Below are 15,241 nucleotides of genomic sequence, written 5' to 3' on the forward strand. Positions count from 1 at the left end.
TACAACCTCAAATTATCGAGGTCGGGAACAGTATGGACGCCAAGGACGTGGTCGAGAGGGCCAAGGAACATTTCGGCAAGCTTGTGGAAGACCAGTTGAAACGGGTCGAGAAGATGAAGATGGGGGGTCCTTGGTTAGACCATTCCAAGCTCGACAAGGTGGTCATCGGTGTCGTAGGTGGTGACGGGATAGGTCCATACATATGCAGACATGCCGAGGACATCCTCAGATTCCTTTTGAAAGAGGATATCGCATCTGGCAAGGTGGAGGTCCGGAACATCGAGGGATTGACCATCGAGAACCGCGTAAAGGCCATGAAGGCGATCCCAGACGATGTCCTTGAACAGATCAAGGAATGCCATGTCCTCCTCAAGGGACCTACCACCACCCCTAAGAAAGGCGACCCCTGGCCCAATATCGAGTCCGCGAACGTTGCGATGAGGCGTGAGCTGGACCTCTTCGCGAATGTCAGGCCGGTGAGGGTACCAGAGGAGGGCATCGATTGGATCTTCTTCAGGGAGAACACCGAGGGGTCCTATATCCTGGGGAGCAAAGGTGTGAATGTGACCGAGGACCTGGCATTCGATTTCTGCGTCGCGACGAGCCAAGGCAGCGAGAGGATCATCAGACTGGCCTTTGAGCATGCAAAAAAGAATGGAATAGACAAGGTGAGCGTGGTGACGAAGGCGAACGTCGTCAAGACGACCGATGGTAAGTTCTTGGCCATCGCTGAGAAGGTCGCAAAGGATTACCCGGGGATCAAATGGGACGATTGGTTCATCGATATTATGACCGCCAAGCTCATCGACCCTTACAGGAGAAGGGACTTCAGGGTCATGGTCATGCCTAACCTTTATGGTGATATCCTCACTGACGAGGCCGCACAGGTACAGGGGGGCGTCGGTACGGCTGGAAGCGCTAACATCGGCACAAGATATGCCATGTTCGAGGCGATCCATGGTTCCGCCCCGAGGATGGTCGAGGAGGGGAGGGCCCAATACGCCGACCCAAGCTCGATAATAAAAGCTGCGGCGATGCTCCTCAACCACATCGGGCAGGTCGACAAGGCAGAGAAATTGGAGATGGCCCTGGACATCTGCTGTCAGTTCGAGAGGAAGATAAAGATGACAGGGCGTTCGGACGGCGCGACCGGTGCCGAGTTCGCGAAGTACATAATGGATACGCTTCTAAGGGAAGATCTCGAGACCGTCTGGAGGTCGTATCAGAAGGTATGATCAATAGGGGTCCTTTCCTACCACGGTCGGGTTCTCGGGATAGCTGCTCCATTCCGTGTAAGCGCCCTCGTAGATGTGGACGCTCGGATAATCGAGCAGCCATTTTAGCGCGATGAACTCGCAGGTCGCCTCCCGGCTCGTGCCACAGGAACATATGATGAGCTTATCTGGTGTCGCCCCGACCGACGTAAAGGCCTTGCGCACCTCTTCGATCGGTCTCAACTTCCTTGTGTTGCCTGGCTCCATGATAGAGCGCCATGGAAGGTTTATAGATCCTGGGATGTGCCCCGGCTTGGCCCATGGTCCTTGCCCTTCGTAGACCGGAGGAGGCCGTGCATCTAGCAACACCACATCTCCCCTGTCCTTGAGCTCCTTGACCTCTTCCATATCAACGTAATAGTCCTCGTTCACCTCGGACACAAACTGGGATGTGTCCTTCTTAGGGAACTCCTTGGTGAGCCTTCGTCCCTCGGAACGCCATTTATCGATGCCCCCATCGAGGACGTAGATCTTGTCATGCCCATACCTTGCCAGGCAATAGGCCCAATGGGTCTGTTCGAGGCCATCGCCCCATCTCTTGGCCTGGCCAACACCTGTGGCGACCACGACCGGCCTCCCCTTCTCAATGCCGATACGTCCGAAGATAGCATCTATGGCATCCTCTGGCGCATAGACACCTGGTCGGCCATATTCGCTGACCCTCAGATGTCCCTCCTCAGCGTATACAGCTCCTGGTATATGCTCCAGGATATAATCATGGATCTGAGGCTGGCAATCAAGTATCAAGATATCGTCTTCAATATGGTCTTCGAGCCAGGATGTGGATACCCACCTGACCTTGCCCTCGCCTTTTGGGAATGGATGCTCTGACATAGAACTACCTATAGGCATCTATGGGAGCAGAAGCAATATTAAAAGTTCTATATGCTCAGCATTGCACTTTGCCTATGTCGGATCAAACGTTCTGAGACTGATATTTGGTGTATCGGTCTAAGAGATAGCAGATGTTGTCCGAGAGCTCTTTAGTGACGGTGCCCTCGGTCTGGGCCGCCTTCACGTAATTCTTCGCCTCGATGATGGACTGTCTTGATGCCTTTGCGATTATGCTGGCGATCATGGTCTGTTTGATGGCGGGGTCCATCTCCTTGCCGTTCATCAGTTCCCTGATATCATATTTGAACTCGCCTATACGGCGGAGATTCAACATCGGGACCCTTGTAGATTCCAAATCCCTGCGCTGGAAGTTCGTGTCCCTGCGCTTTCCCTTGTAAGTGTTGGCCAAAATGATTACTCCAGTAGGGTGTGCAAGAACAAGCCCACTATATAAATATTATGCAAATATTGAATATATTGTCGAGGCCAGAGAAGCTGCTGGCCTTTTAGAACACATTGTCATTTCTTAGACCTTTTCGCCTGGCCCTTCTTGGGTCGCTCCTTGGTCTGGTACTTTGCCTGTTCTGCTTCTTCTTCGTCCCATTCCTCGAAGAGCTCCGCGATCCCCCTCTTAGCTGTCGACCATGTCGGTACTCCGCCGGTCAGGACCGCTATGTTGAGGGCCTCGATGATCTCCTCCCTTGTGGCACCATAGTTCTTCGCGACCTTTGCCTGCGGATAAATACAGTCCTCGCACATCCGCACGGCTACGCATGCAAGTGCTATCAACCTCTTTGTCTTCCGGTCCAGGGCCCCGTCCTCCACTATGACCCTGTCCATGTCGTGTATGAGCGACGCAAGCTCTGGGTGATGTTTCTTTATAGCATGCAAAGTGTTCGGTGTAAATCCGCCCATCTCCTTGTGGAGCTTCTCGACGGCCTCGTCCGCCCCCATTCTCGTGCATTTACCCATGTTATCACTCTGGGTGATGATTGGTACAGATGGTTTATATGATTATTGCCGATCGACGGCAGAAGAATCCTTGCTCCATTACATCACGTCATTTCTCGTCCAGCTCGTGCCTTGGTACGAACTCGTCCATTGACCTGCCATTTCCTTTCATCGCTCTCTTCCTTTCCATTGGGTCGAATCTCTCACCGGTCACCATGTACACCACCCTCTCGCCTATGTTGCACGAATGATCGGCGATCCTTTCCAGGTATCTCGCTACCAAGATGTAGTGTATCCCGACCGTTATCTTGTTAGGGTTCTCGAAAAGATAGGTGAGCGTCTCCCTGAAGACGGAGTCGTAGAGGGCGTCCACCTCGTCGTCCCTTTCGAAGAGGGCCCGAGCCTCCTCAGCGTTCCTCGTGGTGAAGCAGTCAATGGCATCGGTCACCATGCCCACCACTAGAGAGGCCATGTGCGGGATGTTCACCATACGCTTGAACTTCTGTCCGTTGAAAACATCGGCCACCTCCGCAATGTCAGAGGCGTAGCGTCCTATCCTGTTGAGGTCCTCTATGATCTTTAGACAGGTAGAGATCGTCCTAAGGTCTCCCGCGACGGGGGTGTGGAGCGCTATAAGGTCAAGACAGTGCTTCTCGATCAGGTTGTCATATTTGTATATCTCCTTGTCAAGCCTCCTGACCTCATCTTCAAGCGCCCTGTCGCCTGTAACGATGAGCTTGACGGCCTTCTCGATGGCCTGTCGCGCGAGCTCGCCCATCTCCTCCACCTCTTTGTTCAATAATTCAAGCTCGTGAGTGAACTGAATCCTTGATGACATGTCATCCCATCCTCCCTGTGATGTATTGCTCCGTGAGCTTCTCCTTGGGGTTCTCGAAGATCTGCTTGGTCTCGCCGAACTCTACCAGCTCACCAAGGTAGAAGTATGCTGTCCTGTCGGCGACCCTGGCCGCCTGCTGCATGTTGTGCGTCACGATCATGACAGTATAGTCCTTCTTTATCTGGATGAGCAGGTCCTCGATCTTCGCCGTGGCGATCGGATCGAGCGCCGAGCATGGTTCGTCGAACAATACGATCTCAGGCTCGATCGCCAATGCCCTTGCGATGCACAACCTCTGCTGCTGACCTCCAGACAGGTTGTATGCTGATCTGTCCAGACGGTCCTTAACTTCATCCCATAGGGCGGCCTTTCTGAGCGAGTTCTCCACTATCGTATCAAGCTCCTTCCGTGTCGGTTTCCTGTTCTTGCTCCCATCTGGTACGCCGTGGAGACGGGGGGCATATGCGATGTTCTCATAGATCGATTTCGGGAATGGATTGGGTTTTTGGAACACCATCCCTATCCTTTTCCTAACATCGACGACGTCGATGTCCTTGTCATAGATGTTCTTGCCATCGACCATCACCTTGCCCTTGACCGTACAGCCAGGAATGAGGTCGTTCATCCTGTTGATGCATCTGATGAATGTCGATTTACCGCATCCAGAGGGGCCTATGATGGCCGTTATCTCATTGGCCTCTATGTTTATGTTCACATTTTTCAGGGCATGGTTCTGTTCAAAGTATACGTTCAGGTCCTGTATCTCGATCTGAGTGGACAACTGGCTCACCACCTGTACTTCTTCCTGTATCTGTTCCGCAACAGGACAGCGAATGCGTTCATGAACACGACCAGGGCAACCAGGACCAGCGCGGCACCCCAGGCGACCGGATAGGACTCCTTTATGTTCGAGGTCTGCGTCACCATGATGTAGATGTGATATGGAAGCGCCTGGAACGGTTCCATCACGCTAGATGGAAGGGCTGCGTTGGCGGCCACCCCCGTCACAAGTATAGGGGCGGTCTCCCCGCCGGCCCTTGAAAGCGAGAGTATCGTCCCGGTGAGTATCCCGCTCGCCGAGTAGGGAAGGACATGATGTCTGATCGTCTGCCATTTGGTACAACCAAGTGCCACAGATGCCTCCCTTAGAGATCTGGGCACGGCATCCAAGGCCTCCCTGGTCGCGACCATGATTATCGGGAGCACCATTATACCAAGGGTGAGACCAGCGGCCAACAAGCTCAGACCAAAGCCCAGGTACCAGACAAATAGCGCAACCCCCAACAGCCCATAGACTATGGACGGGACCCCAGCCAGATTGTGAATGATGACCCAGAGGTACCGTGACCATTTGAGATGTCCCACGTATTCTGTGAGGAACACTGCTCCCAGGATGCCGACAGGAATGCTGAAACCGAGCACCAATAAAAGAAGATAGAAGGTCCCTATGAGAGGTGAGAAAATCCCTCCTCTGGTCATTGAGCCGGTCGGGGATGGCATGGGGTCCTGGGTCAGAAAGTCCCAGCTCATCACGCCCATCCCTTCCACAACGATATACAAAATTATGATACCTAACGAAGCGAGAACGGTGAGCGCGCAGAGGCGGAAGACCATGAAGATCATCTCTTCTTTGTCCTGACGCTTCAATCGTATCCCTCCTTGAACCTGGTCAAGATTATGTCCGCGATCATATTGACCGCAAAGGTGATCATGAACAACAGAAGCCCGACCGCGAAGAGCGCCTGGTAAGGTGTGGAGCCGACCACCGCCTCAGGTATCTCTATCGCCAATGATGCCGGCATCGTCAGAACGGGGAATAATGGATTGGAGGTGACTTGGGCCGCATTGCCCGCTGCCATTGTGACGGCCATGGTCTCTCCGATCGCCCTTCCCAGAGCGAGGACGACCGATGCTATCAGTCCAGAGAGCGATGCGGGGAGCACGACATGCCTGATCGTCTCCCACTTGGTCGCCCCGAGCGCATATGAGGCCTCCCTCAGGCTCCTAGGGACCGAGTTCATGGCCTCCTCGGCGATACTGACCTGTATCGGTATCATCATGACGGCGAGTATCAATCCTGCCAAGAGCGCGTTTAGCTTTGAGAACGGGTCGAATATTCTTTGGACCCAATCCGCTAGGACGATCACGGCGAAAAGACCGAGGACCACCGATGGGATGCCTGCGATGACCTCTATCACTGGCTTCAATATGTTCTTGACCTTGAGCGGTGCGATCTCTGCGATATAGATCGAACAGCCCAACCCTATGGGTATCGCAATGATGCCAGCGATGAGACTGACCAAAAAGGTACCTGTGAGGAGGGGAAGGACCCCATAGGAGGGGTTCTCAGAGAACGGGTTCCAGTAATCCCCGGTCAAGAACTCGCCGGGGGTGACCTTTTCAAAGAAAGGTAATGAATTGGACAACAAAAAATAAAAGACGAGCACCAGTGTGCTCAAGGAGAAGACGGCACAGGCCAAAAGGACAAGCTGGACACCTCCCTCGAAAAGCCTTTTCCCGAGCTTGTCAACAGCCTTGACCTTCATAGCCATGGTCCTGTCCTCCTTTTTTTCACTGGATGTTAATAAAGGATGGGTTTAATCCTCGGCCCTGAGGATCTGTTCGTGGATGGTCTCGGCCATCTCCTCTACAGGTAGGTCAGCTGCCGCGGCCTCTTTCGCATAGCCTATACCGACATATCCTATCCCACCTTTGTTATCCTCCACCTGGACAACTATCTGTGAATTGCCCGAGAACTGCTGCATCGAGGAGGAATACTCTCCCTTAAGGAGGGCCACCTCCTTGAAATAGTCGTAGGTGCCCGAGGCAGAGTTACGACCATACAGGACTATAGGGGCGTTGTCCCCACCGACCTGGTTCCAGTTGGTGTAGGTCCCATTATAGATGCCACGGAGCTGCTCCATGGTCAGGCTCTCGACCTTGTTGTCTGCATTCACGATGACGGCTATCCCATCGATCGCGACCTTGAACTCCACTGGGTTGATCCCGTTCGCGATCGCGGTATCCTTCTCAGACTGCTTCATGGGCCTCGAGGCCTGTGCCACATCGACATTCCCTTGTATGAACTGGGCGATGCCTAGACCGGAGCCGCCGCCTGTTATGGTCACCGATATGCCTGTTTCATTGGCGAAATGTGATGCCCAGAGCTGACAGAGCTCGTGCATCGTGTCAGACCCCATCTGGGTGATGGCATTGTCGGCACCTGCAGCAGAACCGCCGGCCAACTTCTCCCTCATTGCGGCCAGATCAGCATCCGAGAGGGCGTAGAACCCCGCATCGGCCGCCAAGGATTGGCCCTTGCTTGCCGTGAGGATAAAGTCTAACCATTTGTAGATCTCTCCGTTCGGCGTTCCATCCGTATATAGATATAGGTACCTGGCCAGAGGATAGCTCCCATTATAGACCGCAGTAGCGTCCAACGGGGAGTATGCCGGTGAGCTGCTGTCCTTCTTTAGGGTGACGATCTTGAGCGCAGGTGAGTCGTCTTCTCCGCTGCCCATCAGCAGCACGGCACCGATGCCCGCTGCCACCAAGACCAAGACCGCCGTGACCGCCATGATCATCGTCTTCTTTTCCATTTATATCACCTTCAAGGACTTATGGCCAGATTGTTTGGACATGAACATACTGTGGCACGATGAGGAAAGCGAAAGATATCGTGATGCACTTATGGTCCTTACATACCGGCCTAAGCCTTTCTTCACGGGTGGGTCGAGTTTAGAATTATCCCTATATACATTATGTAGGTAGAATATATATTAGAAAATTGAATATGTATCTATATAGAGAATAATTATTGTATATACAATATCATTAATTAATGATCCTACTGAAGAGGGAGGCCGTGAACTTGGAGATAAGGAGAGTTCAAAAAACAGGTTCATCAACGATGACGGTGTCCTTGCCAAAGGACTGGGTGGACCAACAAGGGATCAAGCCTGGAGATCCTGTCTCCATGATCGTGCTTCCAGATGGGACGATAAGTATAGACCCGAAAAGGGAAAGGAAGAAGGACTCAACGAAAAGGACGATCTGGGTTGAAAGCAATGAGGCGTCAGAGCACCTTACTAGGAAGTTGATCGGGGCATATCTTGCCGGGTTCAATCTTATTGAGGTGCGGTCGAAGGACCGCCTGGACCATGAGATCAAGCATGCGGTCAAAGATTTTGCAAGACTGGTGATCGGGCCTGAGGTGATCGAGGAGACGAGCAACTTCCTCCTTTTGCACGACCTCTCTGACCCAGTAGAACTGCCTCAAGAGAAGTGCGTGAGAAGAATGCATCTGATAGTCAGCTCGATGCATAAGGACGCCATGGAGAGCCTGAGTCCGTATGATGTCGACCTGGCCCATGATATATGCGACCGTGATGCAGATGTGGATAGGCTCTATTGGATGGCCGTCAAACAGTACAACCTCATCATCATGGACCGAAGATTGTCAGAGAAGATAGGGGTTGATGTGTTCCAAGGTATGAACCTGATGACGGTGGCCCGAGGCATAGAAAGGATAGGCGATCATGCCGAGAAGATCGCGAAAAATATACTTGCTGCGGAAGAGCAAGGGATCGGGATCGAGAATGTTGAAGACCTGAGAAGGGCGTCAAAGGCAGCGTTGGGGATATTGGACAGCGGGATAGGGTCTTTTTTTCTAAAGGATATAAAAAAGGCCAACAACGCCATCGACCAAGGGAAACAGGTAGTTATTAATTGTGAGTCTTTGTCTGCCTCGACCGGATCGAGGAATACTGCGGCTGCAGTCATCCAAACATCGATACTGGACAGTATTGTAAGGACAACGATGTACGGTATGGACATCGCCGAGATCGCGATCAATGCCGCGATGAGAGAGCCCCAATAGATCATGCATAGGGCCGATGAGCACATGGGCCTATGCCTCTGATATAAATGGGACTGCGATCGAAGATCGGCCGTGGTCTGAAATTACGCCTTTGGACCGCCCCAACGAATTCGGACCGCTGGCTTGAGATCGATGGTCTCTGACCTGAACTGGTCAGTCCAGGTTGAAACCACCGTATCTCTTGAAGTGCTCAGCAAGGCCCCCATCATTCAATATCTTGACCATGACAGGTGGCAATGGCACGGCCTTGATCTCTATGCCCTTGGTCCTGTTAAGCACTATGCCCCTCTCAAGATCGACATCCAGCTCGTCACCTTCATCTATCTGGGAGGTATCACATTCAATGACCGGCAGGCCTACGTTGATGCAATTGCGGAAGAAGATGCGCGCAAAGGACCTGGCAAGCACGGCGCTGATGCCCGCCGCCTGTATTACCAATGGCGCCTGCTCCCTGCTCGACCCCATGCCGAAGTTCTGTCCTCCGACGATGAAGTTCCCTTTCGAGATCTCCTTATGGAAGCCAGGCCTTATATCCTCCATCAGGTGAGTGGCCAGCTCCTTCATGTCGGTGCTTTTGAACTTGTATTTGCCACTTATGATGTAATCTGTGTTTATATTGTCACCGAACCTGTGCGCTCGACCGTTCATCTTCGTCTGCATCATAGCACCTCCCTCGGGTCAGAGATACATCCCTTTAGGGCGGTATATGCAGCGGTTGCAGGGCTGGCTAGGTATATGTCCGCCTTGGTGTTGCCCATTCTTCCCTTGAAGTTCCGGTTCGCGGTGGACAGGACCTTCTCACCGTCGGAGGGTACGCCATTACATGTTCCGACGCAAGGCCCACAGGAAGGTGCCAGGACGGCCGCCCCCGCTTTTATGAGCTTCGCCAGCACACCGGTCTCCATCGCCCTGACGTATATCGATCTTGACGCTGGAGCGACGATGAGCCTGGTGTTCCTATTCACTGTCCTTCCATCCAATATCTTCGCGGCGATCTCGAGGTCCTCATACCTTCCATTCGTACAAGTGCCAATGTATACCTGGTCTATCTCAAGTCCCAATACCTTCTCAATAGGTACCACATTGTCGACGTCGGGGGGGCATGCGATCTGCGGGCCCATCTCGCTGAGGTCCTCCACGATCACCCTTTCATATTTCGCGTCCATCGTGGCATAGGTCGGCCTGTACGGAAGATCGGTCTTGTCGGCCATGTACGCGATCGTCTTATCATCGCATGCCATGAGACCTACCTTCGCCCCGGTCTCGACCGCCAGGTTAGATATGGTCATCCTGGCATCTACACTAAGGGCGTCTATGACATCGCCATACAGCTCGAGCGCCTTATATGTGGCGCCGTTCGCCGTCAATGTGCCGACCATGTGAAGGGCCACGTCCTTGGAATAGACCCCTTTTTGAAGCTTTCCGTTATAAACTATCTTGATCGTCTCTGGCACCTTAAACCACATCTTTCCGCTTATCAGGGCCGCTGCCATGTCCGTCGACCCTACTCCCGTGCTGAAGACGTTCAATGCACCATATGTGGTGGTGTGAGAATCCGCTCCTATGACTATCATGCCAGGAGCTACCTTCCCGGACTCCGGCAGCAGGGTGTGACACACCCCCTCCCCGATGTCATAGATCTTTACACCATGCTTCCTCGCGAACTCCCTCATTATCTTGTGAAGGTTGGAGACCCCTTCTAGCGGCGAGGGCACGTTGTGGTCAATGACAATTGCATACTTTGCGGGGTCAAGCACCTTCTTCCCGCCCATGTCCTCGAACGCCTTTATCGTCAACGGCGTCGTGCCGTCCTGGCTCATCATATAATCGACAGGCGCTACCACTATCTCTCCGGCCCTGACGGCCTTTCCGACATGCGATGACAATATCTCCTCTGCAATCGTTCCCATATTGCTGACCTTCCTTCAATCCTTAAGATGGTGAAGCTTTCCGTTCTTGAAATCCTCGTATAGGTAAACGAGCTCGAGCTCGCTCAATGAGCGCTTCAGGGCGACAGAGCTGGCCCTCACATGCTCCAACAATATACCTGATGTGTTGTCGTCGATCTCGTGTCCATGCTTTGCCAAGACCTGCTTCAATGTGTGCCTTCCAGAGTGCTTTCCTATGATGATCTTGCGGGACAGCCCGACCTCTTCTGGCGAGTATGGTTCATAATTGCTGAGGTACTTTATCACGCCGTCAGTGTGGATGCCGGCCTCGTGGGCGAAGCAGTTCTCCCCGACTATGGGCTTCCAACCAGGGATCGTCCTTCCTGCCGCCCTCGCGACATATTCCGAGACCTCCCTGAACCTCTTGGTGTCGAACTCCACGTCCATCTTCAAGATATGTTTGGCGGCCATGGCGATCTCCTCGAGCGGGCTGTTACCCGTCCTCTCGCCTATGCCCAGGACAGTGGTTGAGGCGAACCGGGCTCCTGCCTGTATACCTGCGATGGCGTTGGCAGTGGCCATGCCAAAGTCGTTGTGCGTATGCATCTCGACCTCGATCTTCGCGTTCTCGATGATGTACTTGATGTCATCATATGTACGTCGAGGGTCTTGCATCCCTATCGTGTCACAATAGCGGAACCTGTTCGCCCCGGCCTCCTTGGCCGTCAATGCGAACTTGATCAGGAAGTCCCTGTCCGCCCTTGACGCGTCCTCTGCATTGCAAGAGATGTAAAGACCGTGGTCCTTGGCATATGAGACCGCTTCCGTTATCTTGTCAAGGACCCACTCCCTGGATTTCATCAATTTGTGCTGTATATGGATGTCAGAGGAGGACATCGATATGGCGACCGAGTCAACATCGCAATCTATGCTATGGTCGATATCTTCCTTGTTCGCCCGGTTCCATCCGAGAATTGATGCGCTCAGTCCTAGACCGGCGATCTTTTTTATCGCCTTCTTCTCGTCCCCGCCCATCGCAGGTATGCCTGCCTCTATCTGCTGTACCCCGATCTCGTCAAGAAGCTTCGCGATGCGTAGCTTCTCAAGGTTGGCGAATACTATCCCTGCGGCCTGTTCCCCATCCCTCAAGGTCGTGTCGCATATTACCAGCGGGCATTTTTTGAATTTTTCCAGGATCACTGAGCTGTCCTTCATCTTATTTCCCTTTCCCAGATGCTACAATGCATTGGCGGACCGTTGACATTCATGGTCATTGGTGGACCGTGCAGAGCGTGTCGATATTTCTTATGACCGTAACGTCGTCGACACTCGACCGCCCGGGGCGTCCCATAACGGACAGCGCGATATGAAGTATGGCACGCTATGTCACGCCGGAATTACTCCATGAAAGGTTCGATACAAAAGCGTTTCGCAATGGATCGTCCTTAGATGGCCCAACGTGATGATTTGGACGGTTCGTTCATGTTAATTTCAGACCCCTATGTTCCGAATATCTTCTCCACATTGGTGTCGTATATCATTATCAGCTCGACAGAGGAATCCCATTTGGTCTCCCTGGCCAATATAAAACCGTTCTTCACCCATAGGTCGACTGTATAGACCGTTTCCCCGTAGCTATAGACGTACTGGTAATGCTGGGCATTGACGGTCCCCCAATCGCCTATCTCTATGGAATCTATCCCGATATACGTTACATCATAGGGCGAGGCCATCATGCTCTCATATGAATAACCAAAACCCGTCACATTTTTTTGGATGTAGCCCTGGGCAGAATAGATCACATATCCCTGGAGCGATGTCGTTGTGTTGATCAACATCTTGTCCGCCATCACTTCTTTTATAGTATAGCGATAAATGTATTGAGGATACAGTGGTTGTTCGCTCAACGGAACGTCGTACGAACCCCATTCCACGAAATCCCCAGGCCTCCATTCGCTCCCATCCCCATCTCCATCGCCGTCATCACCGGCCATTAAAAAATATGCGATACCGGCCACAATACCCACCGCCAGCACAGTTGCGATAGCAATTATTGCTGTCCTGCTCATCGAATACGTCGCCATTAAAAACCCCTCATTACATGAAGACGTTGCCCTAGATGGTTATTAATGATTTCTAAAAATCATTAAAATCTCAAAAGTGATTTATTACAATTATTAATAATAAATAATATATTTTTAATAGTACAATCTGTCATGCATTGACCTTGTATCGGAGCAAGGCCGCGATGCCTCCTATCGAGCCGAGCTTCCTACCACCTTCATGGTGCTCGCTCACCACAACGACCTTTCCTCTGCCCGCCTCGACCGACGACATGAGCTGTTCAAGATGGCTCTCCCTCACCTTGCTGTCAAGCACCAACAATATCTCCACAGCCCCTGAATCGGCCGCCTCTTTCACCTGCTTCGGCCCATATGCCACAGGACCGTCCTTGGCGATCTCCTCAAGCACCTTTTCCACCAGGACCATCTCCTCGGCGACCCTCGAGTCCTTGAGCACCTCGCTGCCGATGCCTTTTTTCATGAGCTCATGTATGCCCTGCATTCCGGCCTGTCCAGTGTGGTACACGAAGGAATGCTTGAACAGCTCAGGCTCTCGCTCCTTCCCAATGGTCTGAAGCGTCTCCTTGGCGAAGCCGGGTCCGAGGAGGACGAGCGCCACTCCAGGAACGGATACCTGCTTCACTTTGGATATTATCTCGCCATAATAGTCCCCTGTTTCCTTCTGCTCATACATCTTCCCGCAGCTAGGGCCGCAGATCTCAGCCACCTTTTTGATACCATACTGTCTGAGCACGGCTATGGTCGCCTCATCATTCTCCAAGGAAACGAAGACGATGACCGGCCTGGAGGCTTCCTCGACCCCCCTCTTTATCCTGTCAAGGTCTGTCTGGTTCCACTCCTTTTTGATTATGCTTATCCAATCTCCAATATCCAGGCTCAATGTATGGTAGGAACCTATGTCCTGTGGACCTTCCTCTATCACCCCAAGGATCCTCAGCCTGTTGTCGTACTCATGGAACTCCACTTTCTCCACCCTTATCCCTAGGGTCATTCTCTTCTTCTCACCTCTTTCGGACCTGACCTTGTCCGTCTTGGTCTCGTCCCTTCGATAGGTCGAAGCGTAGACCAGGTCGCCTGGTCGGACAATGTTGTAAAGATGCCATAGGTCGTCGGCGATCTCTACCTGGAGCTTGATCTCTCCTTTATACCGGTCCTGATGGAGCACCCTCATGACAGTAGGCGAATGGACTGGATGGTATTATAACAGATGCTGTCGTTCAACCCGTTGGGCGAGGCTTGTAGGATAAGAGCGGATATCGCTCACCCTCCGACATCGATGACGGACGTAGGTACAAACGTGAGATATGATGTCCCCATACAGACAAATAAAGCGCGTTCAGATAATGAAGCTTAGAATAGGTTATATATCCCCTAAGTTTACCATCGAATCCTGATGTCAAAGTGTTTCCTTGTGCTCGAGGACGGGACGGTTCTTGAGGGCACGGGTTTTGGTTTTGAGGAAACAACATATGGTGAAGTGGTCTTCAACACTGGGATGACCGGTTATCAGGAAAGCCTTACGGACCCATCATACCTCGGTCAGATCCTGATCATGTCCTACCCCCTGATCGGAAATTACGGAACGAACCGTCAGGACGTGGAATCTGGGAGCGTTCAGGTGCGCGGATTCGTGGTGAGGGAGAACTGCCACGAGCCCACGGACATGTATGGGGGGATGACCCTTGACAAGTACCTCAAAGAAAACAAGGTGCCGGGCATATCGGATATCGACACGCGGTCGGTCATCATAAAGATAAGGGAGAAGGGGACCCCGAGGGGGGCCATCGTTTTCAACGAGGACCCTGAGGAGGTCATCGCCCACATTAAGAACATGCCATATCCCTCAGAGCACAACCTTGTCGGAATGGCGAGCACGAAGAGCGTGGTGCATCATCCATCAACAAAGAAGAATGCCAGGACCGTCGCCCTGTTCGATTGCGGGGCCAAGGCCAACATAATCAGGGAGCTGAAGAAGCGGTTCAATGTTGTCCAGCTTCCCTACGACACGCCGAAGAAGTGGTTCAGGGACAATGAGGTCGATGGTATCATGATCTCAAATGGTCCTGGCGACCCCTCGCATCCCGATCTAAGGGCCACCACGATCAAGACCATTTCTGAGATAAAAGAGGATTACCCGATTATGGGCATATGCATGGGGAATCAGTTGCTAGCCCTCGCGTTCAAAGGTCGCACTTATAAGCTCCCCTTCGGCCATCGCGGGGCGAACCAGCCCGTGAAACATAAGGACCGAGTATACATCACGTCACAGAACCATGGCTATGCTGTGGACCCTCTGTCGATAGAAGGGAGCGGGCTCGAGGTCACCCATGTCAATGCTAATGACGGCACTGTAGAGGGAATGACCCATAAGGAGCTCCCGATATTCTCTGTGCAATACCATCCTGAGGCAAGACCTGGACCTATGGACACCACCTTCCTCTTCGATGATTTCGCGAAGATGCTGGAGGGGTCGGATTGAGCAAAAAGAAGGG

General features: G+C 52.5%; 16 protein-coding genes. 3 read left to right on the forward strand and 13 right to left on the reverse strand.

Features of this window, described 5'->3' with window-relative positions; all coding sequences use genetic code 11:
* Positions 1–32 precede the first annotated feature (32 nt).
* Complete coding sequence (locus HPY73_02140) at positions 33–1,235, forward strand: isocitrate/isopropylmalate dehydrogenase family protein (protein ID QLH74368.1); 1,203 nt, start codon at positions 33–35, stop codon at positions 1,233–1,235.
* Here the strand turns inward: HPY73_02140 and HPY73_02145 are convergent, their stop codons facing one another.
* The 8 genes from HPY73_02145 to HPY73_02180 form a co-directional block, all read right to left on the reverse strand.
* A complete protein-coding gene (locus tag HPY73_02145; GenBank protein QLH74369.1) occupies positions 1,236–2,108 on the reverse strand; it encodes a sulfurtransferase in 873 nt (290 codons plus the stop codon).
* An 82-nt stretch (positions 2,109–2,190) separates the two neighbouring features.
* Entirely contained in the window at positions 2,191–2,517 is a 327-nt protein-coding gene (locus tag HPY73_02150) for a hypothetical protein (GenBank protein ID QLH74370.1), read from the reverse strand.
* 110 nt (positions 2,518–2,627) lie between these two features.
* Entirely contained in the window at positions 2,628–3,062 is a 435-nt protein-coding gene (locus HPY73_02155) for a carboxymuconolactone decarboxylase family protein (GenBank protein ID QLH75613.1), read from the reverse strand.
* A 106-nt stretch (positions 3,063–3,168) separates the two neighbouring features.
* Positions 3,169–3,897 carry a phosphate signaling complex protein PhoU gene (gene phoU / locus HPY73_02160; protein QLH74371.1) on the reverse strand — a complete coding sequence of 243 codons (729 nt, stop codon included), beginning with the start codon at positions 3,895–3,897 and terminating at the stop codon, positions 3,169–3,171.
* 1 nt (position 3,898) lies between these two features.
* The gene (locus HPY73_02165; GenBank protein ID QLH75614.1) at positions 3,899–4,708 is read right to left on the reverse strand and encodes a phosphate ABC transporter ATP-binding protein; all 810 of its coding nucleotides are present in this window, start codon (positions 4,706–4,708) and stop codon (positions 3,899–3,901) included.
* Entirely contained in the window at positions 4,684–5,520 is an 837-nt protein-coding gene (gene pstA / locus HPY73_02170; protein QLH75615.1) for a phosphate ABC transporter permease PstA, read from the reverse strand. The genes HPY73_02165 and pstA overlap by 25 nt, the downstream gene beginning before the upstream one ends.
* A 20-nt stretch (positions 5,521–5,540) precedes the next feature.
* Positions 5,541–6,449 carry a phosphate ABC transporter permease subunit PstC gene (pstC, locus tag HPY73_02175; GenBank protein ID QLH74372.1) on the reverse strand — a complete coding sequence of 303 codons (909 nt, stop codon included), beginning with the start codon at positions 6,447–6,449 and terminating at the stop codon, positions 5,541–5,543.
* Between the two features lie 45 nt (positions 6,450–6,494).
* Positions 6,495–7,154: a PstS family phosphate ABC transporter substrate-binding protein gene (locus tag HPY73_02180; protein ID QLH75616.1), complete on the reverse strand. Its 660-nt coding sequence runs from the start codon at positions 7,152–7,154 to the stop codon at positions 6,495–6,497.
* Positions 7,155–7,738: 584 nt separating this feature from the next.
* Between HPY73_02180 and HPY73_02185 the strand changes: the two genes are divergently transcribed.
* Positions 7,739–8,776 (forward strand): phosphate uptake regulator PhoU, encoded by a 1,038-nt coding sequence (locus HPY73_02185; protein QLH74373.1) that lies wholly within the window; start codon positions 7,739–7,741, stop codon positions 8,774–8,776.
* A 153-nt stretch (positions 8,777–8,929) separates the two neighbouring features.
* Here the strand turns inward: HPY73_02185 and HPY73_02190 are convergent, their stop codons facing one another.
* The 5 genes from HPY73_02190 to HPY73_02210 form a co-directional block, all read right to left on the reverse strand.
* Positions 8,930–9,424 (reverse strand): 3-isopropylmalate dehydratase small subunit, encoded by a 495-nt coding sequence (locus HPY73_02190; GenBank protein QLH75617.1) that lies wholly within the window; start codon positions 9,422–9,424, stop codon positions 8,930–8,932.
* An 11-nt stretch (positions 9,425–9,435) separates the two neighbouring features.
* The gene (locus HPY73_02195; GenBank protein ID QLH74374.1) at positions 9,436–10,686 is read right to left on the reverse strand and encodes a 3-isopropylmalate dehydratase large subunit; all 1,251 of its coding nucleotides are present in this window, start codon (positions 10,684–10,686) and stop codon (positions 9,436–9,438) included.
* 15 nt (positions 10,687–10,701) lie between these two features.
* Positions 10,702–11,880 carry a homocitrate synthase gene (gene nifV, locus HPY73_02200; protein ID QLH74375.1) on the reverse strand — a complete coding sequence of 393 codons (1,179 nt, stop codon included), beginning with the start codon at positions 11,878–11,880 and terminating at the stop codon, positions 10,702–10,704.
* A gap of 284 nt (positions 11,881–12,164) precedes the next feature.
* Entirely contained in the window at positions 12,165–12,749 is a 585-nt protein-coding gene (locus tag HPY73_02205) for a hypothetical protein (GenBank protein ID QLH74376.1), read from the reverse strand.
* Between the two features lie 130 nt (positions 12,750–12,879).
* Complete coding sequence (locus HPY73_02210) at positions 12,880–13,920, reverse strand: mRNA surveillance protein pelota (GenBank protein QLH74377.1); 1,041 nt, start codon at positions 13,918–13,920, stop codon at positions 12,880–12,882.
* 222 nt (positions 13,921–14,142) lie between these two features.
* Here HPY73_02210 and carA point away from each other — a divergent pair, with 222 nt between their 5' ends.
* Positions 14,143–15,228 carry a glutamine-hydrolyzing carbamoyl-phosphate synthase small subunit gene (gene carA, locus HPY73_02215; GenBank protein ID QLH74378.1) on the forward strand — a complete coding sequence of 362 codons (1,086 nt, stop codon included), beginning with the start codon at positions 14,143–14,145 and terminating at the stop codon, positions 15,226–15,228.
* Positions 15,229–15,241 lie beyond the last annotated feature (13 nt).

The organism is Methanomassiliicoccales archaeon, assembly GCA_013415865.1.
In the GTDB taxonomy this organism is placed as follows: Archaea; Thermoplasmatota; Thermoplasmata; order Methanomassiliicoccales; family UBA472; genus MVRC01.

Bases quoted from the DNA above. Each gene is read 5' to 3' on its own strand.
- HPY73_02140 (QLH74368.1), top strand. From the start codon at position 33: ATGGACGCCAAGGACGTGGTCGAGAGGGCCAAGGAACATTTCGGCAAG.
- HPY73_02145 (QLH74369.1), bottom strand. From the start codon at position 2,108: ATGTCAGAGCATCCATTCCCAAAAGGCGAGGGCAAGGTCAGGTGGGTA.
- HPY73_02155 (QLH75613.1), bottom strand. From the start codon at position 3,062: ATGGGGGCGGACGAGGCCGTCGAGAAGCTCCACAAGGAGATGGGCGGA.
- phoU (QLH74371.1), bottom strand. From the start codon at position 3,897: ATGTCATCAAGGATTCAGTTCACTCACGAGCTTGAATTATTGAACAAA.
- pstA (QLH75615.1), bottom strand. From the start codon at position 5,520: ATGATCTTCATGGTCTTCCGCCTCTGCGCGCTCACCGTTCTCGCTTCG.
- pstC (QLH74372.1), bottom strand. From the start codon at position 6,449: ATGGCTATGAAGGTCAAGGCTGTTGACAAGCTCGGGAAAAGGCTTTTC.
- HPY73_02180 (QLH75616.1), bottom strand. From the start codon at position 7,154: ATGAGGGAGAAGTTGGCCGGCGGTTCTGCTGCAGGTGCCGACAATGCC.
- HPY73_02185 (QLH74373.1), top strand. From the start codon at position 7,739: ATGATCCTACTGAAGAGGGAGGCCGTGAACTTGGAGATAAGGAGAGTT.
- HPY73_02190 (QLH75617.1), bottom strand. From the start codon at position 9,424: ATGAACGGTCGAGCGCACAGGTTCGGTGACAATATAAACACAGATTAC.
- HPY73_02195 (QLH74374.1), bottom strand. From the start codon at position 10,686: ATGGGAACGATTGCAGAGGAGATATTGTCATCGCATGTCGGAAAGGCC.
- nifV (QLH74375.1), bottom strand. From the start codon at position 11,880: ATGAAGGACAGCTCAGTGATCCTGGAAAAATTCAAAAAATGCCCGCTG.
- HPY73_02205 (QLH74376.1), bottom strand. From the start codon at position 12,749: ATGGCGACGTATTCGATGAGCAGGACAGCAATAATTGCTATCGCAACT.
- HPY73_02210 (QLH74377.1), bottom strand. From the start codon at position 13,920: ATGAGGGTGCTCCATCAGGACCGGTATAAAGGAGAGATCAAGCTCCAG.
- carA (QLH74378.1), top strand. From the start codon at position 14,143: ATGTCAAAGTGTTTCCTTGTGCTCGAGGACGGGACGGTTCTTGAGGGC.